Source organism: Brevibacillus panacihumi, assembly GCF_003710985.1.
Taxonomy (GTDB): Bacteria; Bacillota; Bacilli; order Brevibacillales; family Brevibacillaceae; genus Brevibacillus; species Brevibacillus panacihumi.
This window is the reverse complement of sequence record NZ_RHHT01000017.1, coordinates 1-25,650: the sequence shown is the minus strand read 5'-3', so window position 1 is coordinate 25,650 and position 25,650 is coordinate 1. Positions and strand designations below refer to the sequence as shown.

The window sequence follows — 25,650 nt, the reverse complement described above, 5'->3', positions numbered from 1 at the left end:
TAATGGAATGAATTTCCATAACCTCTCCCTTTAGAGAGGTTATTTTGCATGCTTTTCAACAATATAGCACAACTTCAAAGAAAATAATAAGGATACTCTTGACAAAATATTAGCTGGTTTCCTCCCCGCCACTAGGGTCCGTTGGACCACCAACCCAAAAGAAAGATTTTATTTCCCAATGATCCTACGGAATTCGAAAACAGGAAAAAATACCTAAAACTTTAGAAGGGTATTGCCTGATTTGGTCGAAATTTGTTGAATACTTTGGAATTCATTTATCAATAAGAGAGGTACGCAATCGTGCGAGAAACAGAAGAAAGCGAGGGGTTTCCCTGCACAAGCTGCGGACTATGCTGCCGGCAGATCGGACGCATCGAGCAGCTGGCGTCATTTGACCGTGGTGACGGGATTTGCATCCACTTGAAGGACCACCGCTGCTCCATCTACGAAAACCGTCCAGACATTTGCCGCGTGGATGTGATGTATCACAAGGTCTACCATCAGTATTTTTCCAAAGAAGAGTTTTACCTCGAAAATAGCAGGATATGTGAAGAGCTTCAAAGACAACACGAGAAAAGCAAGGAGGAATAAGCATGCCACTACCATTGATTCTGGGAGGCATTGCAGTAGCAGCAGGGGCGGTCGGCCTCTATAAAGGCGCAAAATCGGTTTCCAACAATTCAGAAGCTCGCGACCTGAACGAACAGGCAGAGGAAATCTACGAGGAGGCACGTGCTGAGCTGGAGAACGCCAAAGAAGAGGCGACAGAAGCTTTGGCCGAGCTGGGCGAGTTGAAATTGCGGGTCTGGGACGAGCAGATGGGCCGATTCGTGCGAGTGGCGGAAAAGGTAACGAAGGTAGAGCTGCAGGGGGCGGCTGCCGTAGACGGCAATAGGATGGCAATCGTCGGAGACCAGGAGCTGGCACAGATGCGCCATGTCTCCATGCAGGCAAGCGAGGTCGTCTCAGGCGGGATCAAGTCGCTGGGTGCAGGAGCTTTGGCAGGCGTGGCGTCCTATGGGGGAGCAGTGATGTTTGCCTCGGCTTCGACGGGCACCGCCATCTCCGCTTTGTCTGGCGTAGCCGCTACCAATGCGACTTTGGCCTGGTTCGGAGGAGGCTCGCTCGCAGCAGGCGGACTGGGGATAGCGGGAGGTGCCGCCGTTCTGGGCGGAATCATCGCGGGTCCGGCAATTGCATTAGGAGGTTTTTTGCTGGAGGCCAAGTCCAAGAAAAACCTGGCGGAAGCAAACAGCAATCTGGCGAAGGCCAAAAAAGCGGCTGAAGAGTTCCGGACAGGCGCCAGCATGCTGCAGGCGATTTGTGACATTGCAGATCATTTCACCGCAGCGATCGATGAGATGTCCAGCCGCATGGATCACATGATGGAGCGCCTGGAGAAGTCCATCGCTGATGCGGAGAAGAAGCGGAGCCAGCGTTTCTTGTTCAAGATAAAGCAATTCTTCTCCCGACTGGCAGGCAGAAAGCTTCCTTTGCAATACGATGATCTGGATATGACGCAAAAAGAGACGCTGCATGCCGCCTATCAGATGGCGCAAGCGATGAAGCTGCTGCTGGAGACGCCATTGCTCGATAAAAAGGGCGGGTTGAACGAAGAGTGCGTAGCCGTGATTCAGCCTTACTTTCCTGACGAAGACGATCGGGCTGACAGCTATCTCCTGACAGAAGGAAGAGAGTGAGGGGGTTCGCGCATGTTTTCTTTTTTGTTTGGCAGAAAAAAGAAGGATGACCCAAAGAAAAAAGGGACGGGGACTCTGGAGACATTCGCAGGAAGCCAGTTGGGAGCCCATGCCGCCAGATTCGAGGCTGAGGCTACCAATGCGGGTATAGCGGGGATGAGTGCCTTGCGGGAAATGGGTGAAAACCTGAAAAATGTCGGCGTCGGGCAAAAGCAGGGGAATTTGTACGAGATTATCGAAGCCACCCGATTTAACATGGACGCCGCCACCAAAGGTTCGGATCTCCGTGCTATCGTGACAGCGCTGGAAGGAGACCCCCATGCCAAGGCAGATATTCTCATCCGCAAAGGGGAGAAGGTCCTGCAGGAGGTCCAGGCCAAGTCCAGTGCAGATGCTTCCCGCTTGACGCATATGGTCAGCGATGAAAAGTATCAGGGGATGCAAAAGCTGGTCAATCTGGACAAGGCGGATCGGGTGCGGGAGCTGGCTGAACGCAGGGCGGAGAGCGGTTCGATCTACAGCGAGAATTATCAGGACACTGTGAAAAATGTGACAGGCAAGCTTAAGCACGGGGAGATCAGCTCACAGGGAACGACCTATGATGAAGCGATCCAGGCTGCGGAAAACCACCGTGCTTTCAGTTCGAAAATCGAATGGGAGCAAATCAAGAAAGAGATGGGCGTAACAACCGCGCAGGCGGCAGCAGCCTCCGCAGTGATCGGCGGTGCAATCTCCGCAGTGAAGAATGGGATTGCCGTCTCCAAAGGAGAGCTGGAGCTGGGGCAAGCTGCCAAGCAGGTCGCCCGCGACACAGGAGTAGCGGGGGTGAGAGGCGCTGGAACAGGAGCGATCAGTGTCACGATCCGCACGGCAGCGGAAAAGGCCGGGATTGAAGCGCTGGCAAAGTCCAATGCTGCTACAGCCATCGCTGCGGGAATCGTGGACATGGGCGTCACCGTGCTCCAATACGCCAAAGGAGATATCACAGGCACGCAAGCGGTCGAGAAAATCGGACAAACTGGTGTCAGCACCACTTCGAGCATGTACGCCGGAGCGGCCGCAGGTGCCGCCTTTGGGCCTGTCGGAGCTGTGGTAGGGAGCGTGGCTGGATATATGGTCGCCACAGGTGTCTATCAATCGGCATTGGCGATTGTAAAAGAAGCCAATCTGGCGGAAGCCGAGGCGCAACGAGTCATCGCCCTCTGTGATGCGGCTGCGGCTGAGCTGGCGCAAAGACGGGAAGAATTTGAACGCCTCATCGCTCAAACAATCGCCCATCAATCCAGGGAGATGAAGGAATGCTTCCGCCAGATCGATGCGAGCATGGCTGCCGACCGCTTTGTCGATACGGTCGTCGCGCTGGAGCGTTTTTCCGCGACCTTGGGCAAAGAGCTGAAGCTGAGCAAGTTCAGCGATTTTGATCAGGCGATGAAGAAAGGCAAGCCATTGGTGCTGTAGGAGAATGGAGTGAGGGTGGACCTGTCCTGTCTATACGCGGTCAGTTGGGGCGACAAATTTCTCTTCTAAACGCCGGATTCCTGAAAAGGAGTCCGGCGTTTCACGATTTCAGGACAGGATATTTTTGTTCAAATAAGGGTCCACTTACGGACGTTGACCGATATTTAAGACCTAGGTAAGATAATAAAAAAGATTCTGAATTTTGAAATCATACGGCCGCGCGATCAAAATCATCAGGATTGAAGTGATAGGTAGAGATGGAAATTAATGTTGCGTTCATTGGTCCTTACGATTTGGTAGATGAGGTTATTACGGTTGCAAAATCATGTCCAACCATAACCTTGCTGCCGTATGGCTACAAAGACGTCGAGGAAACAGCACACCTGGTGTATCAGTGCAAGAATGAAGCAGATGTACTGTTGTTTGCTGGCCCGATTCCTTATCAGCTTGCACGTGAAGAGGTTGAGGAAGGGAAACCGATGATTTTCCTTCCCCATAACGGAACAAGCTTGTACCGTGTTTTTTTTCAACTTTTGAGGGAAAACCGCTACAAAGAAGGCCACCTGAGGTTCAGCATCGACATTTTGCGCCAAGAAGAGATTGAAGAAAGACTGGAAGAGCTAGATATCAGTATCGAAAAAATGTACGTGAAGGAGTTTCAGCTGGGTCAAACAACGGATGATATGCTGCAGTTTCACTACGAGCTATGGATGAATCGGAAAGTAGATGCTGTACTTACCTGCATGAATTCCGTCCATAAACAGCTCGTGCATTTGGGCGTCCCCTGCTACCGCATTATCCCGACCAAAACATCCATTCAAGAATGTTTGCAGCTGGCCGAGCTGGAAGGGAAAAGCGTACAGCTCAGCGATACGCAGTTGGCAATTGTGATTATCTGCGTGGACAGTTTCGCGCAAAAATCGGGCAGCTCTGAATATGAGCTGCAGCGGAAGAAATTGGCCGTACAACAGATTTTGATTGACTACAGTGAGGAAACCCAAGCTCTGATGAATTGGTCGGACCGAGACGAAATCACCTTTGTCACCACTTTCGGCGTTATTGAACGGACGACCCATAATTTCAGCTACTACCCGCTGCTCGATCAGATCGTCAATCAACTGAACCTGTCAGCCAGCATCGGGATTGGGTTGGGAAAGACGGCAAACGAAGCGGAAATCAAAGCGAGAGAAGCCTTGCAAAAGGCTAGATTAGGCGGAGGCAGAAGCTGCTACATCGTCATGCAAGACGGCAACGTGCTAGGGTTGCTTGGCAACGAAAAAGTGATCGGATACTGTGTCCGCAGTGATGACCCACAGCGGCTGCAGCTAGCCCGACAAGCAGGCTTGAGCGTGGGGACGATTAACAGGCTGATCTCTTACTTCCAAAGCCATGGCAGTTCGAAAGTGACCGCCGCCGAACTGGCTATTGGCTTTGGCATTACGATCCGCAGTGCCAGACGAATTCTCAGCAGGCTGGAACAATCCGATATGGCGGTTGTGGTCGGAGAGGAACAGCCTGTCTCAAGAGGGAGACCCCGCCAATTGTATCAGCTAAAGCCAAGCCTCTTTATGAAGTCAGGGAACGAAAACCATTTTTCTTGAAGGAGCCAATGAAAAGGAGGTCAACATGTTTGACATTTTGATTCGCAATGGGATGGTTTGTGACGGGACTGGGAACCCGTGGACGCAACTGGACATCGGGATTTGCGAGGGTAAAATAGCGAAAGTTTCCAAATCAGGAGATGAAAAAGGAAAAGTGGAAATCGATGCGAGCGGCCTTGTCGTGGCGCCTGGTTTTATCGACCCGCATGTTCACTCCGATCTGTGGTGCACGAAGCCGGATGTACACAAAATCAAGGTGCTGCAGGGAGTAACGACAGAGCTGTTCGGCCAAGACGGAATCTCAGTCGCCCCGGTTTCTGACGCAACCAAACCTCTTTGGCAGCAGCAGCTTAAGGGCTTGAACGGAGATTTTCCCGATTGGCCGTGGAATACAGTCGATGAGTACCTCGCGTTTTTGGAAGGGGCGAACCTTGCCGGCAATGCCACTTATCTAGTTCCGCACGGAGGAGTCAGAACACTGGCGATGGGTTTTGAAGCACGTGAAGCTACACCAGCGGAAATTCAGAAAATGGCCGAGTTGGTCGAGGAGGGGATGCGACATGGTGCTTTCGGGGTATCATCCGGTATCCAGTATCCTCCTTGTGTGTTTGCCAATAAGACAGAATTGGTGGAGATTTGCAAAGCTGCTGCCAAGTACGACGGCTGTTTTGTCGTCCACATTCGGAACGAGAGCAATCTCTCGCTAGAAGCACTGGACGAAGTGATTGATGTCGCCCGTCTATCGGGTGTACGGCTGCACGTCTCGCATTTCAAAGTGTGCGGTAGCATCAACCGCGACAAGCTCGCGCCGGCACTGGCCAAGCTTGAGGCAGGTCGGGCAGAGGGAATCGAGATTACCTTTGACCAGTATCCGTATACGGCCGCGTCTACCGTGTTTCAGGCGATCTTGCCGCCATGGATGCATGATGGCGGGACAGCAGAGATGCTCGAGCGGTTGAAGGATCCAGCCATTCGTGAACGGGTCAAACAGGAGATGCTGACAAACGGTGAGTACGACAATACGGTTCGCAATAACGGCTGGGGCAATATCGTCATCGCTTCTGTCGCCTCCGAGAAGAATCGTGGACTGGAAGGGATGAGCGTCAAGGAAATTGGTGAGTTGAGAGGTGTCGACCCATCCGACGCGGCGCTTGACCTCCTGATCGAGGAGAATTCGGCAGTCACGATGATTATTCACTGGGGAGTGGAAGAGGATATTCTCCAGGTGATGAAGCACCCTTTGCACATGGTCGGTTCTGATGGGGTATTCGGCGGCAAACCGCATCCCCGCTTGTACGGGTCGTTTCCACGTGTACTTGGTCACTATTCGCGTGAGCAAAAAGCTTTTCCGGTCTGGGAAGCAGTCCGCAAGATGACTGGGGCGCCGGCGCAATTGCTGCGGCTAAAGGATCGAGGATTCCTGCGCGAAGGCAACTGGGCGGATATCGTCGTCTTTGATCCAAACAAAGTAATCGATCAGGCGACATACGAAGATCCACTGCAAGAACCGCTCGGAATCAAGTATGTGCTGGTCAATGGTCAGATCGCTGTCGAGCATGGCGTGTATACAGGCGCAGTCGCGGGCAAGGTCATTCGTAGAGGAAGCGAATAGGGGGGAATGGAGAATGCGTAAAGGCTTGGTTGGAATGATTAGCATGATGCTTACATTTTCGTTACTGTTAGCGGGGTGTGGCGGCAATCAGGGTGAAACACCAGGAACCAATGCGGCTGATGGCAAAGGGGCAGAAGCTTCCAAGCTGAAAACTGTACAGGAAGGAAAATTTATGTTTGCCCTGAGCGGCATGGCAAAGCCCTACAACTATACGGATGGGGATAACAAACTGATCGGCTTTGATGTCGATGTGGCCATGGAAATCAGCAAGCGGCTGGGCTTGGAAGGGGTTGCCGTCCAAACGCCGTGGGGCTCGATTTTGCAGGGACTGAATGCGGGCAAGTACGATGCGATTATCGGCGGTATGTCGATTACAGAAGAACGGCAGAAACAGGTTGATTTTTCCAAGCCGTATCTATTGCAGCAAGCCGTTATGTTTGTGAACGAGAAGAACTCCTCTGGAATCAAAAGCAAGGATGATTTGAAAGGAAAGACGGTAGGCGTCGTCACAGCTTCCACGTACAAGGACTTCGCACTGGAATTGGTTGGTCCGGACGGCAAGGTGAAAGAGTATGAGACCGACTTGTTTGCCCTGCAGGAGTTAAAAAATGAAGGGCGGATCGATGTCGTCATCACGGACCTTGGCGTAGGAATGGATGCGGTGAAAAATGGGAAGCTGCCGGCGATCGCAATCGGAGATCCATTATTTGTCGACGAATGCGGCATTCCCGTTCAAAAAGGAAATCAAGAGCTGCTGGATGCGATCAATAAGGCTTTGGATGAAATGAAAGAAGATGGGACTTACCTGGAAATCAGCAAGAAGTGGTTTAACAAAGACATGCTGTCGAAATCGAATGAATGACTGAACAATTGATTGGCGCAGCATCCGTGTTGCGCATCTTTTTTTAAGGAGCGTGCCGAATGGAAGATTTCTTTCATCTACTAGGTGAAACGTGGTTTGGTTTCTTAAAGGCAGCCGGACTCACTGTTCAACTTACTGCTGTTTCCCTCGTAATTGCGATCTGTATCGGATTGGTTTTTGCATTCTTACGGATTTCTGACTCGAAGCTATTGAGAGGAATCGCAAAAACCTACATTACTGTCATCCGTGGTACGCCGCTAATTCTGCAGATCATGGTGCTCTATTTCGGTATTGCCAAGCTCATTTTGTTAACAGATTTTTGGGCTGGTGCATTGGCTCTTGCCATTCATAACGGGGCATATATCGCCGAGATTTTCAGAGGGACGATTCAATCAATTGATCGAGGGCAAATGGAAGCCGCACGTTCATTGGGAATGCCGTATCCATTGGCAATGCGGCGGATTATTTTGCCGCAAGCGTTTAAGCGTGCGATTCCGCCGCTCGGCAACCAGTTTATTATCGGGTTGAAAGATTCTTCACTGGTTGGTTTGCTCGGCTTTCAGGAGCTGTATCTGACTTCACAATCGACTGCCGCCCGTACGTTCCTTCAATTTGAATCGTACACCATCGCCGGGTTATACTATCTCATTCTCGTGCTGTTCTTTACCTTTTTGTTAAACAGGCTGGAAAAACGGATGGATGTCGAAAAGGCAGGCGGGAGAACATGAAAGAGACGATGGTTGAATGCAAACAATTGAACAAATCGTTCGGCAATCTGCACGTACTGAAAGACTGCAATCTAACTGTCGAGAAAAGCGAGGTCGTCGTTCTGATTGGAGCGAGCGGCTCAGGGAAAAGTACGCTGTTGCGCTGCTTGAATTTTCTGGAGATGATCAACAGCGGCGCGATCTATATTGATGGCAAGCAAATCGATCCGAAGAAGGACAATCTAAACCATATTCGTGAACACGTCGGGATGGTGTTTCAGCACTTCAACCTGTTTCCGCATATGTCCGTGATCGAAAACATCATCGAAGCACCTGTTCACGTGAAGAAAATCAAGCGCGACGAAGCCATTGCCGATGCGAACAAGCTGCTCGACAAGGTCGGGCTTCGCGACAAGGCGAACGTCTATCCCGATCAGCTCTCCGGTGGACAAAAACAGCGTGTAGCGATTGCACGGGCACTGGCAATGCGGCCTAGCCTCATGCTGTTTGACGAACCAACCTCGGCGCTGGATCCCGAGCTTGTCGGCGAAGTGCTGGGTGTGATGAAAGAGCTGGCCAAGGAGGGGATGACGATGATCGTTGTCACTCACGAGATGGGTTTCGCCCGGGAAGTGGCAGATCGTGTCATCGTGATGCACGATGGCAAGATCATTGAAGAAGGGGCACCGAAGCAGCTGTTTGCAAACCCGCAGCATGAGCGGACGCAGCGTTTCTTGAGCCAGATTTTATAGGGATAATGCATACGAAGAAGCTGGCGAAAAACCATTTCGTTTTTTGTCAGCTTTTCTTTCCTTCTTCCCCAACTATTTCGTCCCATACGCTATAATCAACCTTAACAAAGAAACCAGAAAGGAGACCGCACATGGCGAGAAGAGAAATCCAAATCAAGCGGATGCTCCAATACTTCGTGGACGCGACAGTAGCGATCATCGAGGAGGAGGGCCTGGAGCAGGTAAGCGCACGCAAGATCGGGGAGCGCGCCGGGTATACCAGCTCGACGATCTACAACTACTTCGAGGAGCTGTCCCACCTGATCTACTTTGCCTCCATGCGATTTGTAAAGGAATACTTGCAAGAGCTGCCGTTATACCTGGAGCGGGGCAAGACATACGAGGAAAAATACGTCCTGAGCTGGGAGTGCTTTTGCAAACATTCTTTTGCCAAACCGCAGATTTACCACGCCCTGTTCATCGCGGATCTGGGGCAAAAGCCGAAGGACATGCTGGAGCATTATTTCTCCATCTACTCCAGTGACTTGATCGGCTTCACGGAGGAGATCAGGCCGATGCTGTACGACCCGGATCTGACCTCGCGCAGCCGGGCCTTGCTGGAATTGGCCAAGCAGGAGCGGGAGCTTTCCGATGAGCGGATTACCGAAGTGAATGAGATGTCAGTGCTAATCTGGGAAGGAATGATGACTACCTTGCTGAACAAGCGACGTGATGCCGATCCGCTGGAAGCAGCCGAGAAAACCATGAAATATATCAGAACCATCATGCGGACGCTATAGTCCGTTTTTTTCTTCTTGACCCTCTTTTTCGGCAGAGAGATAATAGTTTCATCTAAAAATGAACGCGTTCATAAAATGATCGTGATCTATACTCTATCGAAATGATGAGGTGAAGAGGGCATGGTAACTCCATCCAAACGAACAGGCGGCTTGATCGATTGCGACATCCATCCGGTATTAAGCGACTTCAACGAGCTGGTCCCGTATCTCGACGAGTCGATTCAGCAATACATGAACATCGGGAAATTTGCCAAAGGCGCATTGGCGAAGCAAAACAGCGGCTCCTTCAAATTTCCTTCCTCTCCGTATGCCAATCCCTTGCCCGTCCCACTGCGTGCCGACGCTTTTCCGCCAAACGGCGACATTCCCGGCAGCGATCCGGCTTTTTTGGCGCAGGATTTGCTGGACCGCTGCAACACGACCTATGGCATCCTGAACATCGGACACGGCACGATGGCGGCTTTTCACAATGTCGAGGTGGCTGCGAAATATACGTCTGCCGCCAATGACTGGCTGTACGACAAGTGGGTCAAAAGCGACCCGCGCTACCGGATGACGATGGAGGTTACGCCGCTTGATCCGGCAATGGCGGTCAAAGAGATCGAGCGCATCGGCAAAAGACCCGAGATCGTCGGGATCAACCTGCATTGCGTAAACATTCCGCTCGGCAAACGCCACTATTGGCCGATCTACGAGATTGCCGAAGCCTACAACTTGCCGATCGTGCTGCACCCGGACTCCGAGGGGACGGGAGAATACGCGGCGACTGCGGGTGTCGGCCCGGCTTCGACCTATATGGAATGGCACACCTCGCTGGGACTGATCGGGCAGCGCAATGTGATCAGCCTGGTATGCGACGGCGTGTTTGAGCAATTTCCGAATCTGAAGGTCAACTTCATCGAATACGGCTTCTCCTGGGTCGCACCGACGATGTGGAGGATGGACAAGAACTGGAAAGCGCTGCGCCATGAGGTTCCCTGGCTGAAAATGCTGCCTAGCGAATACATCCGCCGCAATATCCGTTTCGGCACACAACCGATCGAGGAGCCAGCCCGCCCCAAGGATCTGATTGAGATCATCCAGATGATCGGCGCGGAGCATATGCTCTTGTTCTGCAGCGATTACCCGCATTGGGACGGGGATGAGATCGACCGGGCATTCCTGCACTTCCCGCAAGACTTGAAAGACAAAATCTTTTATCATAATCCGCTGGAGTCATTCCGGTTCTAAGGGAAGGAGGGGCAGACTGTGAACACAAAAGAAAAGCATCGACTGGTTGCATGCAGCGCAGAGGAATTGCAGGAGGGCAATCGTCAATTGATCGAAGTGAACGGCGTGGGGATCGGCATGATTCGCGCAGAAGGCGTCTGCTACGCGTTTCGCAACAGTTGTCCGCACCAGGGGGTCCCGATGTTGTACGGCTCAGTGGTAGGAACGATGCTGCCGTCCAAGCCGCATGAATACGTCTACGCGCATCACAATGAAATCATTCGCTGCCCGCTGCACGGCTGGGAGTTCAACCTGAAGACCGGCAAGGCGATGTTCTCTCCCGATGTCTCGCTCAAAACCTATGAAATCAAAGAAGAAAATGGAGAGATTGTCCTCTATCTGGATAAAGAGCCAAAACAGGTGACACGCAAAGCATTTTCTTGTATTCTATCTTCCTGAAAGTAGTTTTTTCATAAATAGAAAAAGATTGACGAAATGAGAAAAGATGTGGATAATTTAATTCGTAGTTATCCAATCGGAAAAATAAAAAGTGGGGGAAATCATGAAAAAATCATATCTGTCTCTATTCATGGGTCTGGTCATGGCCCTGGTGGTAACAGGTTGCGGCGGCGGACAGCAAGCGGCTCCGCAAACCAACACAGGAGCTTCGGAAGGCAATGCTCCAGCAGCCGAACAACAGACTGAAACACTGAAAATCGGCGTCATGTCCGGCTCGGAGGAAGAGATCTGGAAAGTGGCCAAGGAAGTCGCGGCAAAAGACGGCCTGACCCTGGACCTGGTACCTTTCAACGACTATATTCTGCCGAACAAAGCACTGGAAAAAGGCGATCTGGACGCCAACGCGTTCCAACACGTGCCTTACCTGGAAGAATTCAATGCCAACCACGGCACGCACATCGTGAAGCTGGCGAATACTCTCAACTTCCCAATCGGGATCTACTCTGAAAAAATCAAAGACATCTCCGAACTGAAAGAAGGAGACATCGTAGGTCTGCCTAACGACCCGACCAATGGCGCACGTGCTTTGATTCTGTTTGAGAGTGCTGGCTTGATCAAGCTGAAAGAGGGCAAAGGCGTCAAAGCAACTGTCCTCGACATCGCAGAAAATCCGAAAAACCTGCAATTCAAAGAGCTGGATGCTGCTTTCATCCCGAAAACACTGGGCAATCTGGCTGCTGCGGTCATCAATACCAACTTTGCGATCGAAGCGGGACTGGTTCCTACGAAAGATGCCATCTACATGGAGCCAAAAGATTCTCCATGGGTGAACATCATCGCAGTTCGCGAAGCGGATAAAGATAAGCCTGTCTTCCAAAAACTGGTGAAAGCTTATCAATCTGACGAAGTGAAAAAGTTTGTGGAAGAAAAATACGGCGATTCCATGGTAGCTGCCTGGTAATCGGACGTGAATGATACAGCCTTTCATACAGGTCTCTTCCTATCAGGAGGGGACCTTTTTTTCAGCATCATTTTGAGAATCTTTCAAACAGAGTGAAAGGATGGGATCGATATGAATCCAAGCTACGATGTCATTGTCCTGGGTGCTGGTTCGATGGGGATGGCTGCAGGAGCATGTATCGCCAAACAGGGAGCAAGCGTCCTGCTGATCGATGCCTATGACCCGCCGCACCAACAGGGGAGCCATCACGGGGATACGCGGATGATCCGCCATGCATACGGCGAAGGGGAGAAATATGTGCCATTGGTGCTGCACGCCCAGAAGCTGTGGCATGAGCTGGAGCAGGAAACCGGGACGCGCCTGTTCGAAAAGACGGGTGTGCTGGGACTGGGCAACATGGATTCTGCATTTATCACAGAGGAAATCGCAAGCTCGCGGGAGTTTTCCCTGCCGCTGGAGGTCCTGCAAGCGGAAGAAGTACGAAGACGCTGGCCGGGCATTCGGATCGATGATGAGCTGATTGGCGCTTTCGAACCGAATTCCGGGCTGCTGTACAGCGAAGCGTGCATCCGGGCTTATCGAAAAGTGGCGCAGCAGCATGGAGCGACGCTTTGGACAAACACGCGAGCGCATCGGATCACCTATCAGCCAAACAGCGTGACGGTGCATACGGATAAAGGAGCTGTCCATGCGGCTCGACTGATTGTAACGGCCGGTCCGTGGACAGGCTCCTTGCTGCGCGAGCTGTCCATTCCTCTGCAGCCCTTCCGCAAAACTGCCGTTTGGTACGAAGCGGACGAGTCCCTGTACGGGCTTGGCCATTTTCCATCGTATTTCATGGATTTGCCGGGTGAGCGCTTCTACGGATTTCCCAGCATTCAAGGCTCGGGCCTGAAGATCGGCAGTCACGATGCGGGGAGGGAAGTAGACCCTGACAAGGCCAACAGGGAGTTTGGCGCGGAACCGGACGATGAGGGGGAATTGGCGCAGATGGTAGAGCGTTTTTTCCCGGCCGTGTCCCGACAGAGCAAGCGCGGGCAGGTATGCCTTGTGACCTGGACGCCGGACCATGATTTTATCATCGATCGCCATCCCGAGCATGACCATGTGCTGCTCATCTCGGCCTGTTCCGCTCATGGCTTCAAGTTTGCCAGCGCCATCGGGGAGATCGCGATGCAGTTGACCCTGCAAGGGAAGGCAAAGATGGACATCTCAGCGTTCTCCCTGAGCCGTTTTCAATAGGAATGAAAGTCGCAGGAGATTCATATCGGTAAGAAGAGGCCCGGGGCTTTCAGTCCCGGGTACTTACATTGTACTTTCAGAAAATAAAGTTCGCTGACGCGATAAAGGATGAAAGTATAAGAAAAACAAAGGCTTTCGCTATTTGATCTGGCGATAAGCCTAGTTTTTCTAATATAATCTGTAAAAAGAATCCTCCTGACAGGTGATGAATTTGAAGTTTACCAAAAAAGAAAAATGGGTCGTGGCGGGGCTGTTGGCGATCCCGACGTTGGTGACCCTTTTGCTTGGGTATCCGCGCTATGAAAGCTTTTATGCGACAGGCGATATCGTTCCGATACAGGACTTGGGCATTGATGGAAATGTTTATTTTACGTATATCGAAGGCGGCGTCACGAACAACAACCTGGAAAAATTCCTTGTGCAAATGGAGTATTTCGGCAATGACCGACCAGTACGATTTCAGCCTATGACCCCGGCGGAGAGGGAATGGGAAGAGGAAGAGATGGGGGATGTCTACAAGGAGGTCGTGATCTCCAATGCGCTCGAGGCTTCGGGCTATTCGGAGGAAATCGACAGTTCGCAAGACGAGAAGTATTCCCGTATCCTGGACCAAGCAGCCGAATATCACGGGGATTCTTTCGGTCTGATGGTCGCCATTGGGCTTGTGGAGGAAGAGACCGGAATCGATTTTTCGCAAGGTGGCAAATACAAGATCGCCGGAACAGGCACGATGGAGTTCGATGGTACAGTCGGCTCGATTGATGGAATCAAAGAAAAGCTGTTGACCGCCGAAGAGCATGGGGTAACCCATTTTTTACTGCCAAAGGACGAGGAAGTCTACTCCCTGTATTACGAGGGGGAGAGCAATCAAAAGGAAGCGGAACAATACAAGCTTACGGTGAATCCGAACATGAAGATCGTCCCGGTAGAAACACTGGATGAGGCATTGGAGTATTTATCCAATTTGCCGTAAAGAATAGAGAAGGGGAGCAAATCGATGCAAGATAGAGCGGATTCATGGGGGAAGTATTTATTCGTCTTTTTGATTGTGGGTTTGGCGAGTTCTACGGTCAGTTTTCTTCTCAGCCTGGTGGAAGCGTGGGATGAGGAATTTTATTTGGATTTCATATTGAGGATCGACATCCTGGTTGGCGTATTTACCATGATTTCGGCGGTGATTACGACCATCTTGTTTCTGGGCTGGATTTTTCTTGTGCATAAGGAATACAACGAGATCTCTGCGAATTATCCCATCACTCCTGGCGGGGCCCTGTGCCGGATCTTGATCCCGTTCTATAACATCTTCGGACTATGGACCGTCTATTCGAACATGTCCCGTTTTCTGATCCAGCTCGATGCCAGCACCGTAAGACATGCGGTGAGGCTGCGTACGTTCATTCCGTTTTACTACTTCTCCCACATGATCTACAGCTTTCTGAACCGGAAGTTGCTGATGGACGAAGAGTATTCGATCAGTCTGCTCCTATGGACGACCGGGTTCGAGGTGCTTGTCTCGCTGTTTTACCTGGTGATGTTCGTCGCTGTGACGAGCGGGTTGAAAGCAGTGAGAGAGTATCAGCAGCAGCAGCGCGCGCTGGTAGAAGAGGGAGAGGCAATTCCGGAGGTAACCTGACGGAATGCCTCCCCTTTACAGGAATTTTCAAACTCTTTGTTGACGAACGAACACAGTATAAAGTATTATGTATACATAAAACAAAGCCCCGACAGAAAGGCGGCTCTTGTAGCAGGGTGGAAAGAATGAATCGATTCAATTTAAATCCCATTATTAAAGAAGAGACAACCAAAGAGCGAGTGTACAAGGAGATTAAAAGCGCCATCCTGACCGGACGCATTTTGGCAGACGAGATTTTCACTGAGGTCAAGTTGGCAGAGACTCTGAATACCTCCAGGACCCCAGTTCGGGAATCCCTTCAGGATCTGTTGAAGGAAGGTTTAATTATCTCCATTCCGCGAAAAGGACTCAAGGTTCGCAAGGTAACCAAGAACGAAATGGAGCAAATCTTTCTTTTGCGTAAATCCATCGAAAGCGAAGTCATCCAAAAACTGGCTTCCACGATTACGCAGCAGCAGATTGAAATGCTCAAGGAAATTTGTGCAGAGCAGGAAGAAGCGATGAACAATGGGGATGAAGTCACCTTTATCAGTCTCGATCAGGAATTTCACCTCACGCTTACCAGGCTGGCAAACTATGAATTGGTCGAGCAGATTTTGGTGAACCTGCACAATCTCAGCACCCTGATTGGTTTGCAAGCGGTGAAAAAGAAAAATCGGATGAACGAGGTGCTGCAGGAGCACCGGACAATCATTCAAGCGTTGAGCGACAAGAACGCACTTCAGGCAGCGGCTAGCATCATTGACCATCTCGCCAATACCAAAAGCTCGTTGCGCGGTTGGGAGGAGTAGGAGGGAAAGCAGACATATGGCAAAGGTAGAAACCCAGCTTACGCAAGAATTGGCCGGGGTATTGCAAGGACAGACTGTAGTATTCTTGAGCGCCGTGGAGCCTGAAAGCAAGCAGATCTATTCGACGGCGCTCTCCTGGGTGTATGCCATCGATGAGAGTACGATTCGCTTTGCAATCGACAGCAAGTCAGACTTCGTCAAGATTATCGACCAGGATCCGCGAGTCGTCCTGAACTTCATCGGCCTGGAAACCTCGTATTCGATCAGCGGGGAAGCAGCGGTGAAGGTTCGCAAAACGGAAGAACTTACGCTCAAGATGGCGCTCATCGAGGTCAAGGTAAAAGAACTGCGAGACATCATGTTTTACGGCGGGAAGATCGTGCAGGAACCGGCTTTTGTGAAAACATACAAGCCAGAACTGGTCAAACAACTGGATGATGAGATTCGAGGAGCATTACACAACGTGTAAATTTTTTTTAGGCTATTTAATGTATACACAACACACAATTCAGTATTCCTATACAGAAAATTAAAAAGATTTGCAGAAGAGAGGGAGAGAGCCGTGGTAAGAACGGGTGCAGAATACATCGCTTCATTAAAAGACAATCGTTGCATCTACATCAATGGGGAGCGAGTTTCCGACATAACAACCCATCCTGCTTTTAGCGGAATTGTGAAAACGTTTGCAAGTCTGTATGACATGGCAGCCGATGAAGCCAACGGGATGACTTATCTAACCGAAGATGGCACCAAAGCAAACATCGCCTACAAGATCCCCCGCAGCCGCGAAGATCTGGCAGAACGCCGCATTGCTCTGACCAAGTGGGCCGAAGCGACAAACGGCTTTGCCGGACGTAGCCCCGACCACGTAGCGAGCTTCCTGGCATCGTTCGCCGGGCATCCCGAGGTGTTTGAACGGGGGGGAGAGCGGTTTAAGCAAAATGTTCTCGATTATTACAAAATGGCGCGGGATCAGGACTTGTTCGTTACCTACGTCATCATCCCGCCGCAAATTGATCGCAGCAAAGCGGCACATGAGCAAGAGGAAAAATTCCTGCCAGTTGGCGTCTATGAAGAGCGGGCTGACGGTATTGTTGTGCGCGGCTCGCAAATGCTGGGCACCAGCTCCGCAGTCTCCAACCATCTGTTTGTAAGCTGCATCACGCCGCTGCGTCCGGGAGACGAGGATTATGCACTGTCCTTCGTGGTGCCGATCGATGCGCCGGGCCTCAAGTTCTACGCCCGTCCCAGCTTCGCGCAGGATAAGCCGAGCACCTTCGACTATCCATTGTCGACCCGCTATGACGAGAGTGACGCGCTGGTTGTTTTCGAGGATGTCTTTATTCCGTGGGAACAGATTTTTGTCTATAAAAACATCGAGCTGACCCGGGCGCAATTCCATGAGACGCCTGCTCATATCCTGGGCAATACGCAAGCGCAGATCCGTTTTGTCACCAAGCTGAAATTCCTGTTGGGCGTTGCCCGCAAAATGACGGAAATGAACGGAACCGACAAGTTCCCGCAGGTTCAGGAAAAATTGGGGGAGCTGGCGTCTATCGCAGCCCAGGTAGAGGGCAGCCTTTATGCCGCCGAGTACAACTGCCTCATCGATCACAAAGGCATCGCCAAGCCTCATCCGCGCTACTTGTACGGTGTAGTCGGAATGCAGGACTCTATCTATCCGAGAATCATCTCCATCATTCGCGAGCTGGCCGGAGGCGGTGTTCTGCAGGTGCCGTCCTCGTACAAGGAAATGATCAACCCGGAAACCAAGGACGATATTCGCAAGTACATTCGCTCATCGAATGCAAGCACCGAGGAAAAAGTCAAACTCTTCAAACTTGCCTGGGATATCGTTGGCTCCGAATTTGGCGGACGCCATCAGCAATACGAATTGTTCTACAATGGCGCTCCGTTCGTTGTGCGCGGGTACGCATTCCGCAATTACGGTTATGAAGAGCCGCTGAAGCTGGTCAATCGATTCCTCGACAGCTACGGCTTGCCGGAATAAGGGAAAGGGGATGGCGATCATGAAGGTTGCGTCGATTCAAGTGGAGATCAAGGATACGGAGAGCAAGGAGCAGCGCATCGAACGCGTAGAGGCGATGCTGGACGGATTGGCGGGTACGGATCTGATTCTGCTCCCGGAGATCTGGGCTACCGGCTACTTCTCCTTTGATCGTTATCATGCCGAGGCCGAGCCGCTCGACGGGCCGTATGTGGAGCGGTTTGCGAAAAAGGCAAAGGCTTTGCAGACCCATCTGTTCGCCGGCAGCTTTGTAGAAAAAGACGGCGACAGCTATTACAATACCAGCCTGTTTTTCAATCCGGATGGGGACTTGATCGGGACCTACCGCAAGATTCACCTGTTCCGCTACGGTTCAGCCGAAGGGCAATTGCTGACGCCGGGCAAAGAGATCAGCGTGGTCAAAACCCCGTTTGGCAACGTCGGATTGGCCACCTGCTACGATTTGCGTTTTCCGGAGCTGTTCCGCAAGCAGGTGGACATGGGGGCGGAAATCCTGTTGATCACCTCGGGCTGGCCGCATCAGCGTCTTGCTCACTGGAATCTGTTCAATCAGGCGCGCGCTTTGGAAAACCAATGCTATCTGATTTCTTCCAACTGTGTGGGGACGACCAAGAACGTAGTGATGGGCGGCCACAGCCAGATCGTCGACCCGTGGGGCGTGACCATCGCTTCCGCCGGAGAGCAAGAGACGATTTTGAAGGCAGAAATTGATTTGCAGCAAATCTCACATATTCGCGAGGTATTCCCGCAATTGAAACATCGCGTATTGCCAACCTGACATTCAAGGAGGGAGAGTAACAGGTTATGGAATTTATCGTAGCTGACCATGTAGTAAGCTTCAAACCACGCCGACTGGTCATCGCAGGCTACACCTCGAAGGACCAGGAGGCATTGATCGCACATATCGAGGAGTTAAAGGAATTGGGCATTCCCGCACCGCCGCGCGTCCCGATGATGTACGATCTTTCTCCGGAATTATTGCAGCCGTCTCCTGAATTGACCCAGGTGAGCAATGATGGAAGCGGAGAGGCGGAAGTCGTCGCACTGGACATCGACGGCCGCTGGTATATAGGATTGGGAAGTGATCATACCGATCGCGTGCTGGAAGCCATCTCGATCCAGAAATCCAAGCAGGTTTGCGCCAAGCCGGTTTCCAAGGAACTGTGGGCGTTGGATGAGATCGTGGACCACTGGGATCAGATCGAGATGCGAAGCTGGGTTCTCGTGGATGGAGAAGAACAGCTCTATCAGTCGGGCAAGCTGGACTCGTTCATGACACCAGAGGAATTGTACCGTATCGTCGAAGAGCGCGGCTACGCGAGCAGAGGAATCGCCCTGTTTTGCGGCACCCTGCCGCTGTTGGAAGGGCACTTCCAATTTGGAACCGCGTTCCGTGCAGAGCTGTTTGACCCCGTAACCAAGAAGACCATTTCCCTTCAATACATGGTCAAAATTTTGAAAGATGCCGAGGAGGAATAAGAAATGCCAAAAAGAGAGCTGGAATTTACTGATTTTACCAAATTTGAAGCAATCCCGTTTGAAAATGTGAAAGGCCTGTCCGAGCGCATTATCGCACGTGATCCCGAGACAAATGTAGCAACGCGCATCCTGCAATTTGAACCAGGTACAGACACCAGCCCGAACGGTGTGCAAATTCACGATTTCTGGGAAGAGCTGTACATTATTGAAGGCTCGATCATCGACCTGGTGCTGAACGAGGAGTTTACTGCAGGGATGGTGGCTACGCGCCCTCCAGGAATGAAGCACGGTCCATGGAAGTCGCCAAACGGCTGCAAAATCTTTGAAGTTCGCTACTATTCCAAGTAAGCCGATGGCCGTATACCACAGGGGGTATCCTATGAAAAAGGGACTGTTGCTTTCCATCGCCGCGTTGTTGACATTCTCGCTATCGCTCGCCGGCTGCGGCGGTGCATCCAATTCTGCAGGCGGGGCCACTGAAGGTGGTTCCGCTCCCTCTGGAAACGGGGGAGAAAATCTCGTTCTCAAAATCGGTGACATCACGAAGCCGAATCATTCCTGGAACCGTGCTCTAGAAAAGTTGAATCAAGATTTGCAAAGCAAGTCGAATGGACGCATCAGTCTGGAGCTGTATCCGGGCGGCGAACTGGGAAATGAAAAAGATATGATGCAGCAGTTGGATACAGGCAACCTCGATATGGCAGTCATCACCGCTGCCGAGCTGAGCAGCCATTCCGACGCGTTCGGCGCCTGGTTGATGCCATTTGTTGTAGATAACCATGAACAAGCATACAAGCTGTGGAGCAGCCAGGAATCGATGGCCCTGTTTGAGACGCTTGGCAAAAACAATGCACATGGTCTGGGCTATCTCTCCTCAGGCTTTCGTTACTACCTGATGAAATCCGCCCCGATCACACAGCCGGCTGATCTGGCGAGCAAGAAGCTTCGTGTGACACCGAGCCCGACGATTCTTGATTACTACAAATCCCTGCAGGTGAGCCCGACTCCGATGCCGTTGACCGAGGTGTATACTGCTTTGCAAACCGGAGTCATTGATGGAATCGACATCGACTCGGAATCTGTGCAACCGGAAAAACTGTACGAGATCGCCAAAGAAATGACGCCTTCCAAGCATATGTACTGGATCGGCGGTATTCTGATCAACAAGGATCGCTGGTCCGGGCTGTCTGACGAAGACAGGAAGCTGTTGGAGGAAAGCATCACGGCAGCGATGGAATTCAACGTTCAAGATGTCTCGAAAAATGAGATTGAAGGTTTGGAATTTTTAAAACAACAGCCTGATTTTACGATCAGCGAGCTGAAAAAAGAAGATTTCGCACCATACGTAGAAGGGGTAGAGTCGGCTTGGAGCGCGAAGAGCCCTGAGATTGCCGCCTTCCTCAAGAAAGCAAAAGAGATTTCCAACCAGTAAGGAGCACACCTGAATGGAAAAACGAGCAAACATGCTGACCCGGGTTAGTGACGTCATAGAGACGATAACGGTATGGATCAATGTGGCGATCATCGCGGTCCTTGCGGTAAATCTGGTAGCTGCCGTCGTGTTTCGTTACTTCTTGAACAGTCCCATTTACTGGGCGGACGAGCTGTCCTTGATCCTGTTTGCCTGGATTACATTTTTGGGGGGAAGCATCGGCCTGAAGCGCTCCATGATGGCTTCGGTAACGCTGCTGGAAGATCGGTTAAAGGGGACCCCTCTCTTTATCCTCAGACTGGTGAGCCAGATTTCGATTGTGCTTTTTGGGGCAGTCGTCGGGGTTTACAGCTGGAAATGGCTCACCTCCGAGGGAGTGCTGAACCAGATGGCGACGACATTGCCAGTCCCGCTGTGGGTGACCTTTGCTGCATTGCCAGTCAGTATGGTGCTGATCGTGCTTTTCGGCATCGATAACCTGATGAAACTCTTGCAAACCGGGGGGACGCCGCCCGTCAAGGAGGAGACTGCCCCATGATCACGCTGATTCTCTTTTTTCTCTTGCTCTTGTTTGGCGTGCCGATCGCGATCGTTCTCGGATTGACCACCGTTATCTACGTGCTGACCACCGGAAACTTTGGCATGTTTGACTCGCTTCCGCAGCGATTGTTCAACGGCATCCAGAACTTCAGCTTGCTGGCTATTCCGATGTTTGTTCTTGTCGGCGAATTGATGAATACAGGCGGGATTACGACCCGATTGATCCGTTTTTCGTCTGTCGTCTTTGGAAGCGTCAGAGGGGGGCTGGCCTATGTAAATGTGGCGGCAAACATGTTCCTCGCTTCCATTATGGGTTCGGCTACAGCACAGACAGCCGTCATGAGCCGCACCATCGTGCCGGAGATGGAGAAGCAAGGCTATTCGCGCGATTTTGCCTCCGCGCTGACAGCCGCTTCCTCCATCGTTGGACCGCTGATTCCGCCCAGCATGCCGTTTATCATTTACGGCGTGTTGGCAGGCGTGTCCATCAGCAAGTTGTTTGTTGCCGGGATCGTGCCAGGGATTCTGTTCGGCGTTTGTTTTGCGCTGATGATCTACGTGATCTCGATCAAACAGAACTTTCCCCGCTCCGAACGTCCGACTTGGAGCAAGGTCTGGAAGGACACACTCAACGTGTTGCCGGCATTGGCGATTCCAACCATTATCATGGTGGGGATTTTGCTGGGGATCTTCACCGCGACGGAGTCGGCTGCCATCGCAGCGCTGCTCGCCTTCTTGGTAGGAGCCTTCTTTTACCGCGAGCTGAAATTCAAGGATTTGCCGAAAATTTTAAGCAATACCGTCATTACGTCGGCGACTGTTGCCTTTTTGATCACCGTATCCAACCTGTTTGGCTGGGTGCTGACGTATGAAAAAATTCCGCAGTTGATTGCCAAAAGCATCTTGGCCTTTGCTGATACGCAGTGGGCCTTCCTGCTCCTGGTCAACCTGATTCTCTTTCTTGTCGTGATGTTCCTGGACGGGGTAGCAGCGTTGATTCTGTTGGTGCCGATTCTCTACCCGATTGCAATGAATTACGGTGTGGACCCGATTCACTTTGGTGTCTTGATCACCATCAACCTGACAATCGGGCTGATGACGCCGCCAGTGGGGACCGTCTTGTTTGTGACGTCCGCTTTGGCGGAGGTCAAAATCGAGCGTTTGGTGAGGGCGTTGCTGCCATTCCTGGTCATGGCGTTCGTCGTGATGTTCCTGATCACTTATGTGCCGCAACTGACAACTGCCATTTTTCAATGGATAAAGTTGTAACCTCTCTCTATCATGTGAGCCGTGCCCGCACAATACCTGTGCAGGGGCACGGCTTTTTTCAATCGGCTGGGAGCTGTTGTATTCTGGCAGCATTTGCTGGGTAATCTATCGGACAGGAACTAAGATTCATTTTGAATGATGAGGATGGGATATGTTTGGCCGCCAAGCAATCATCAAAACGGTTTACGCCTGATCCGCCGAAAGTGTTGGTCATTGGTTTTATTACGATCATTCTGATTGGCGCCATTCTCTTATCTTTGCCCGTAGCGACGCAAAACGGAGAGGGGCTGCCTTGGCTGGACGCCCTCTTTACATCAACTTCGGCTACCTGTGTGACGGGACTGGTGGTAGTGGATACGGGCTCTACCTTTACCTTGTTTGGACAGTTGGTGATTTTATCGTTAATTCAAGTAGGCGGACTCGGATTCATGACCTTTGCCACCTTTTTTGCTTTTATCCTAGGAAAGCGCGTGTCCCTGAAAGAAAGAATGCTTCTTCAGGAATCTCTCAATCACCTCTCCATTGAGGGGATTGTTCGCCTAGTCAGGAGAATCCTGATCTTTACGGTGATCATAGAAGGCGTCGGAGGATTGCTGCTCAGTCTTCGCTTTGCCTATGACATGCCGCTGGGCAGGGCGATATACTTTGGGTTTTTCCATGCCATCTCGAATTTTAACAATGCAGGCTTTGATCTCATGGGGGAATTCAAAAGTCTGACTGACTATGCAGAAGATCCCTTGGTCACATTGGTTGTAGCCACGCTAATCACGCTTGGCGGAATCGGATTCATCGTCATGAATGAGCTGTATGAATACCGGAAAATCCGCCGCCTTTCCTTGCATACCAAAGTGGTTCTGGCGATGAGTGCCATCTTGGTAGTCGCGGGCACTTTGCTTGTTTTTTTCTTTGAATGGAATAATCCCAAAACCATACAACCGCTTGGCGCATCGGGGAAAATTCTTGCTTCTTTCTTTCAAGCGGTCACTCCCCGGACAGCAGGCTCGAACACACTCAATATCCCGGATTTGACCCATCCTACGCTTCTATTAACGATCTATCTCATGTTCATAGGCGCATCTCCGGGGTCTACAGGGGGCGGGATCAAAACGACCACGACAGCCACTTTATTGGGAGCGGTATGGTCGCAGATCAAAGGAAAAGAGGATATTGCCTTTTTTCAGCACCGGATTGTATACGATCTGGTCTATAAGGCATTGACGGTAACAATGGTCGGCCTTTTGCTTGTGACATGTATCACGATGTGTCTTACGATCACAGAGCAAGGGGCAGATTTTTTCATGATCTTGTTTGAAGCCACCTCCGCTTTCGGTACAGTTGGACTCTCCATGGGACTGACGCCAGAGCTTTCTACGGTAGGAAGAATCCTGATCATGTTTACGATGTTCGCCGGAAGGGTCGGCATCCTGACGATCGCTTTCGCCCTTGCCAGGAAGAGACGCAAGGACCATTACCAGTATCCGAAAGGCAAGCTCATGATTGGGTAGTACATGAAAAGGAGGTTATGGGCATCATGGGAAAACAGTATGCCATCATCGGGATGGGGCGATTTAGCTCCAGTATTGCCAATCGACTGTACGAGGCAGGGAATGAGGTTCTGGGGATCGATAGAGACGAAGTTCGCATTGAAGAGAGCCGGGACTTTGTTACTCATGCGGTCATCGCCGACACCACAGAGGAAAATGCGTTGCGGGAGATCGGAATCCGCAACTTCGATGTCGTAGTCGTCTCGATCGGCAATGACATTCAGGCAAGCATTTTAACCACATTGCTTTTAAAAGAGCTCGGTGTGAAGCATATCGTAGCGAAGGCACTGAATAAATACCATGGCAAAGTGCTCAGCAAAATAGGAGCGGATAAAGTGGTGTACCCGGAGCGGGATATGGGTGAACGGGTTGCCCACAGTCTGATGTCGCCGAACGTGTTGAATTTTATTGAAGTGTCGAAGGACTACAGCATAGAGGAGATCAAGGTGCCTTCCCGCTTGGCCGGAAAAAGCTTGCGTGAATTGGACATTCGGGCAAGATACCATCTGAGCGTAATCGCCATCAGAACCCGTGAAGAAATCAGCGTCAATCCTTCTCCCGACCAAATCATCAAGGAAAATGACGTCCTGCTCATGATTGGAGAAAATGCCTGCCTGAAGCAATTCGCCGATGGGAAGGAGCCGGCAAAACTCTAGTAAACTTGCACTTCAGCCTGACATTCTTTATTCTGAAATCAGAATATATGTTCGCTGGCAGAGGAGTGTTGGGCATGAACCGTTGTGGCTGGGTGACAGAGGATCCGTTGTATCAGGCGTATCACGATCAGGAGTGGGGTGTTCCGGTCTATGATGATCGCCTGCTGTTTGAATTTCTCAATCTCGAAGGGGCGCAGGCCGGCTTGAGCTGGTATACCATCCTGAAAAAAAGGGAAGGCTATCGCCGCGCGTTCGACCAGTTTGACCCCGCGAAAATCGTCCAATACGACGAGAAGAAGATAGAAGAGCTGCTCCAGGATGAAGGCATCGTGCGCAACAGACTGAAAATCCAGGCGGTAATCGCCAATGCCCACGCTTATTTTCGGGTCGTGGAGGAATTCGGAAGCTTCCGCGAGTACATCTGGTCATTTGTGGGCGGCAAGCCGATGCAGAACCATTTTCGTCAATTGAGTGAAGTGCCGGCCCAGACCCCGATCAGCGACCAAATGAGCAAGGATCTGAAGAAGCGCGGATTCAAGTTCGTCGGGTCGACGATTTGCTATGCCTACATGCAGGCAGTAGGGATGGTCAACGATCATATTATGACCTGTCATTGTTACGCAAAGGTGGAGCGTGATCCTGCCACTGGAACGCTCGGCAGCAAAGTTTGAATATACAAGTCAAAACAATTATAGATGTCCCGGGCAGAACACTTCTGCTGCAGGGACATTTTTTGTACTTTCGGAGAGCTAACCTCACGAATCTTTCGCTACTAGACTTGGCGGATCATGCTCCCTCATGAGAAGCCCACAAAGGGTAGAAGGGAGACCAGAAAAAGCTGGTCAAGGAAAAAGGGAAAAAAAGCGAAGGCATTTGGGATCTTGACCAAGCCGGAACGGAAAAGGCGGAACACGATTTTCAGCGGCCAGCGCGCC

General features: G+C 51.2%; 26 protein-coding genes and 2 pseudogenes. All 28 read left to right on the top strand.

Annotated elements, in window-relative coordinates:
• The first annotated feature begins 300 nt into the window (after positions 1-300).
• The 28 genes and pseudogenes from EDM58_RS09440 (at position 301) to EDM58_RS09305 (ending at position 25,386) form a co-directional block, all read left to right on the top strand.
• Positions 301-591, top strand: a complete 291-nt coding sequence (locus EDM58_RS09440; RefSeq protein ID WP_023558577.1) for a YkgJ family cysteine cluster protein — start codon at positions 301-303, stop codon at positions 589-591.
• A gap of 2 nt (positions 592-593) precedes the next feature.
• The gene (locus EDM58_RS09435; RefSeq protein ID WP_122913125.1) at positions 594-1,700 is read left to right on the top strand and encodes a hypothetical protein; all 1,107 of its coding nucleotides are present in this window, start codon (positions 594-596) and stop codon (positions 1,698-1,700) included.
• Positions 1,701-1,712: 12 nt separating this feature from the next.
• On the top strand, positions 1,713-3,158 hold the full coding sequence (locus EDM58_RS09430; protein ID WP_122913124.1) for a hypothetical protein: 1,446 nt from the start codon (positions 1,713-1,715) through the stop codon (positions 3,156-3,158).
• 257 nt (positions 3,159-3,415) lie between these two features.
• Complete coding sequence (locus EDM58_RS09425) at positions 3,416-4,759, top strand: helix-turn-helix domain-containing protein (protein ID WP_122913123.1); 1,344 nt, start codon at positions 3,416-3,418, stop codon at positions 4,757-4,759.
• 25 nt (positions 4,760-4,784) lie between these two features.
• On the top strand, positions 4,785-6,371 hold the full coding sequence (locus tag EDM58_RS09420) for an N-acyl-D-amino-acid deacylase family protein (protein ID WP_122913122.1): 1,587 nt from the start codon (positions 4,785-4,787) through the stop codon (positions 6,369-6,371).
• A 13-nt stretch (positions 6,372-6,384) separates the two neighbouring features.
• Complete coding sequence (locus tag EDM58_RS09415; RefSeq protein WP_246000629.1) at positions 6,385-7,233, top strand: transporter substrate-binding domain-containing protein; 849 nt, start codon at positions 6,385-6,387, stop codon at positions 7,231-7,233.
• A 59-nt stretch (positions 7,234-7,292) separates the two neighbouring features.
• Complete coding sequence (locus EDM58_RS09410) at positions 7,293-7,961, top strand: amino acid ABC transporter permease (RefSeq protein ID WP_122913121.1); 669 nt, start codon at positions 7,293-7,295, stop codon at positions 7,959-7,961.
• A gap of 8 nt (positions 7,962-7,969) precedes the next feature.
• Positions 7,970-8,692, top strand: a complete 723-nt coding sequence (locus EDM58_RS09405) for an amino acid ABC transporter ATP-binding protein (RefSeq protein WP_122913127.1) — start codon at positions 7,970-7,972, stop codon at positions 8,690-8,692.
• Between the two features lie 131 nt (positions 8,693-8,823).
• Positions 8,824-9,471, top strand: a complete 648-nt coding sequence (locus tag EDM58_RS09400) for a TetR family transcriptional regulator (RefSeq protein WP_122913120.1) — start codon at positions 8,824-8,826, stop codon at positions 9,469-9,471.
• A 120-nt stretch (positions 9,472-9,591) separates the two neighbouring features.
• Complete coding sequence (locus tag EDM58_RS09395) at positions 9,592-10,701, top strand: amidohydrolase family protein (protein ID WP_122913119.1); 1,110 nt, start codon at positions 9,592-9,594, stop codon at positions 10,699-10,701.
• 18 nt (positions 10,702-10,719) lie between these two features.
• Positions 10,720-11,061 (top strand): annotated as a pseudogene (locus tag EDM58_RS09390) (Rieske (2Fe-2S) protein); the annotation flags it as partial.
• Positions 11,062-11,111: 50 nt separating this feature from the next.
• Positions 11,112-11,156, top strand: a pseudogene (locus EDM58_RS26535) (hypothetical protein); the annotation flags it as partial.
• 86 nt (positions 11,157-11,242) lie between these two features.
• A complete protein-coding gene (locus EDM58_RS09380; RefSeq protein WP_122913117.1) occupies positions 11,243-12,100 on the top strand; it encodes a MetQ/NlpA family ABC transporter substrate-binding protein in 858 nt (285 codons plus the stop codon).
• Positions 12,101-12,211: 111 nt separating this feature from the next.
• The gene (solA, locus tag EDM58_RS09375) at positions 12,212-13,342 is read left to right on the top strand and encodes an N-methyl-L-tryptophan oxidase (protein WP_122913116.1); all 1,131 of its coding nucleotides are present in this window, start codon (positions 12,212-12,214) and stop codon (positions 13,340-13,342) included.
• Positions 13,343-13,553: 211 nt separating this feature from the next.
• The gene (locus EDM58_RS09370; RefSeq protein ID WP_183187465.1) at positions 13,554-14,315 is read left to right on the top strand and encodes a S16 family serine protease; all 762 of its coding nucleotides are present in this window, start codon (positions 13,554-13,556) and stop codon (positions 14,313-14,315) included.
• Between the two features lie 24 nt (positions 14,316-14,339).
• Positions 14,340-14,975, top strand: coding sequence for a hypothetical protein (locus tag EDM58_RS09365; protein ID WP_122913114.1), 636 nt, complete (start codon positions 14,340-14,342; stop codon positions 14,973-14,975).
• 125 nt (positions 14,976-15,100) lie between these two features.
• Positions 15,101-15,766 carry a GntR family transcriptional regulator gene (locus EDM58_RS09360; RefSeq protein WP_122913113.1) on the top strand — a complete coding sequence of 222 codons (666 nt, stop codon included), beginning with the start codon at positions 15,101-15,103 and terminating at the stop codon, positions 15,764-15,766.
• 16 nt (positions 15,767-15,782) lie between these two features.
• Positions 15,783-16,235 carry a pyridoxamine 5'-phosphate oxidase family protein gene (locus tag EDM58_RS09355; RefSeq protein WP_122913112.1) on the top strand — a complete coding sequence of 151 codons (453 nt, stop codon included), beginning with the start codon at positions 15,783-15,785 and terminating at the stop codon, positions 16,233-16,235.
• Between the two features lie 93 nt (positions 16,236-16,328).
• Positions 16,329-17,777, top strand: a complete 1,449-nt coding sequence (locus tag EDM58_RS09350; RefSeq protein WP_122913111.1) for a 4-hydroxyphenylacetate 3-hydroxylase family protein — start codon at positions 16,329-16,331, stop codon at positions 17,775-17,777.
• A 19-nt stretch (positions 17,778-17,796) separates the two neighbouring features.
• Complete coding sequence (locus tag EDM58_RS09345) at positions 17,797-18,573, top strand: carbon-nitrogen family hydrolase (RefSeq protein ID WP_122913110.1); 777 nt, start codon at positions 17,797-17,799, stop codon at positions 18,571-18,573.
• Positions 18,574-18,599: 26 nt separating this feature from the next.
• Positions 18,600-19,274: a DUF2848 family protein gene (locus tag EDM58_RS09340; RefSeq protein ID WP_122913109.1), complete on the top strand. Its 675-nt coding sequence runs from the start codon at positions 18,600-18,602 to the stop codon at positions 19,272-19,274.
• A gap of 3 nt (positions 19,275-19,277) precedes the next feature.
• A complete protein-coding gene (locus tag EDM58_RS09335) occupies positions 19,278-19,622 on the top strand; it encodes a cupin domain-containing protein (RefSeq protein WP_023558553.1) in 345 nt (114 codons plus the stop codon).
• 31 nt (positions 19,623-19,653) lie between these two features.
• Positions 19,654-20,706 (top strand): TRAP transporter substrate-binding protein, encoded by a 1,053-nt coding sequence (locus tag EDM58_RS09330; protein WP_183187464.1) that lies wholly within the window; start codon positions 19,654-19,656, stop codon positions 20,704-20,706.
• Between the two features lie 13 nt (positions 20,707-20,719).
• Positions 20,720-21,244, top strand: coding sequence for a TRAP transporter small permease (locus tag EDM58_RS09325; RefSeq protein WP_122913107.1), 525 nt, complete (start codon positions 20,720-20,722; stop codon positions 21,242-21,244).
• Positions 21,241-22,515, top strand: coding sequence for a TRAP transporter large permease (locus EDM58_RS09320; protein ID WP_122913106.1), 1,275 nt, complete (start codon positions 21,241-21,243; stop codon positions 22,513-22,515). The genes EDM58_RS09325 and EDM58_RS09320 overlap by 4 nt, the downstream gene beginning before the upstream one ends.
• Before the next feature lie 155 nt (positions 22,516-22,670).
• Positions 22,671-24,020 (top strand): TrkH family potassium uptake protein, encoded by a 1,350-nt coding sequence (locus EDM58_RS09315; protein ID WP_122913105.1) that lies wholly within the window; start codon positions 22,671-22,673, stop codon positions 24,018-24,020.
• Positions 24,021-24,046: 26 nt separating this feature from the next.
• Positions 24,047-24,715 carry a potassium channel family protein gene (locus tag EDM58_RS09310; protein WP_122913126.1) on the top strand — a complete coding sequence of 223 codons (669 nt, stop codon included), beginning with the start codon at positions 24,047-24,049 and terminating at the stop codon, positions 24,713-24,715.
• A gap of 74 nt (positions 24,716-24,789) precedes the next feature.
• Positions 24,790-25,386: a DNA-3-methyladenine glycosylase I gene (locus EDM58_RS09305; protein WP_122913104.1), complete on the top strand. Its 597-nt coding sequence runs from the start codon at positions 24,790-24,792 to the stop codon at positions 25,384-25,386.
• Positions 25,387-25,650 lie beyond the last annotated feature (264 nt).

Excerpts from the sequence above, each read along its gene's own strand:
- EDM58_RS09435 (WP_122913125.1), top strand. The coding sequence starts at position 594 with ATGCCACTACCATTGATTCTGGGAGGCATTGCAGTAGCAGCAGGGGCG.
- EDM58_RS09430 (WP_122913124.1), top strand. The coding sequence starts at position 1,713 with ATGTTTTCTTTTTTGTTTGGCAGAAAAAAGAAGGATGACCCAAAGAAA.
- EDM58_RS09425 (WP_122913123.1), top strand. The coding sequence starts at position 3,416 with ATGGAAATTAATGTTGCGTTCATTGGTCCTTACGATTTGGTAGATGAG.
- EDM58_RS09420 (WP_122913122.1), top strand. The coding sequence starts at position 4,785 with ATGTTTGACATTTTGATTCGCAATGGGATGGTTTGTGACGGGACTGGG.
- EDM58_RS09415 (WP_246000629.1), top strand. The coding sequence starts at position 6,385 with ATGCGTAAAGGCTTGGTTGGAATGATTAGCATGATGCTTACATTTTCG.
- EDM58_RS09410 (WP_122913121.1), top strand. The coding sequence starts at position 7,293 with ATGGAAGATTTCTTTCATCTACTAGGTGAAACGTGGTTTGGTTTCTTA.
- EDM58_RS09405 (WP_122913127.1), top strand. The coding sequence starts at position 7,970 with ATGGTTGAATGCAAACAATTGAACAAATCGTTCGGCAATCTGCACGTA.
- EDM58_RS09400 (WP_122913120.1), top strand. The coding sequence starts at position 8,824 with ATGGCGAGAAGAGAAATCCAAATCAAGCGGATGCTCCAATACTTCGTG.
- EDM58_RS09395 (WP_122913119.1), top strand. The coding sequence starts at position 9,592 with ATGGTAACTCCATCCAAACGAACAGGCGGCTTGATCGATTGCGACATC.
- EDM58_RS09380 (WP_122913117.1), top strand. The coding sequence starts at position 11,243 with ATGAAAAAATCATATCTGTCTCTATTCATGGGTCTGGTCATGGCCCTG.
- solA (WP_122913116.1), top strand. The coding sequence starts at position 12,212 with ATGAATCCAAGCTACGATGTCATTGTCCTGGGTGCTGGTTCGATGGGG.
- EDM58_RS09365 (WP_122913114.1), top strand. The coding sequence starts at position 14,340 with ATGCAAGATAGAGCGGATTCATGGGGGAAGTATTTATTCGTCTTTTTG.
- EDM58_RS09360 (WP_122913113.1), top strand. The coding sequence starts at position 15,101 with ATGAATCGATTCAATTTAAATCCCATTATTAAAGAAGAGACAACCAAA.
- EDM58_RS09355 (WP_122913112.1), top strand. The coding sequence starts at position 15,783 with ATGGCAAAGGTAGAAACCCAGCTTACGCAAGAATTGGCCGGGGTATTG.
- EDM58_RS09345 (WP_122913110.1), top strand. The coding sequence starts at position 17,797 with ATGAAGGTTGCGTCGATTCAAGTGGAGATCAAGGATACGGAGAGCAAG.
- EDM58_RS09340 (WP_122913109.1), top strand. The coding sequence starts at position 18,600 with ATGGAATTTATCGTAGCTGACCATGTAGTAAGCTTCAAACCACGCCGA.
- EDM58_RS09335 (WP_023558553.1), top strand. The coding sequence starts at position 19,278 with ATGCCAAAAAGAGAGCTGGAATTTACTGATTTTACCAAATTTGAAGCA.
- EDM58_RS09330 (WP_183187464.1), top strand. The coding sequence starts at position 19,654 with ATGAAAAAGGGACTGTTGCTTTCCATCGCCGCGTTGTTGACATTCTCG.
- EDM58_RS09325 (WP_122913107.1), top strand. The coding sequence starts at position 20,720 with ATGGAAAAACGAGCAAACATGCTGACCCGGGTTAGTGACGTCATAGAG.
- EDM58_RS09320 (WP_122913106.1), top strand. The coding sequence starts at position 21,241 with ATGATCACGCTGATTCTCTTTTTTCTCTTGCTCTTGTTTGGCGTGCCG.
- EDM58_RS09310 (WP_122913126.1), top strand. The coding sequence starts at position 24,047 with ATGGGAAAACAGTATGCCATCATCGGGATGGGGCGATTTAGCTCCAGT.
- EDM58_RS09305 (WP_122913104.1), top strand. The coding sequence starts at position 24,790 with ATGAACCGTTGTGGCTGGGTGACAGAGGATCCGTTGTATCAGGCGTAT.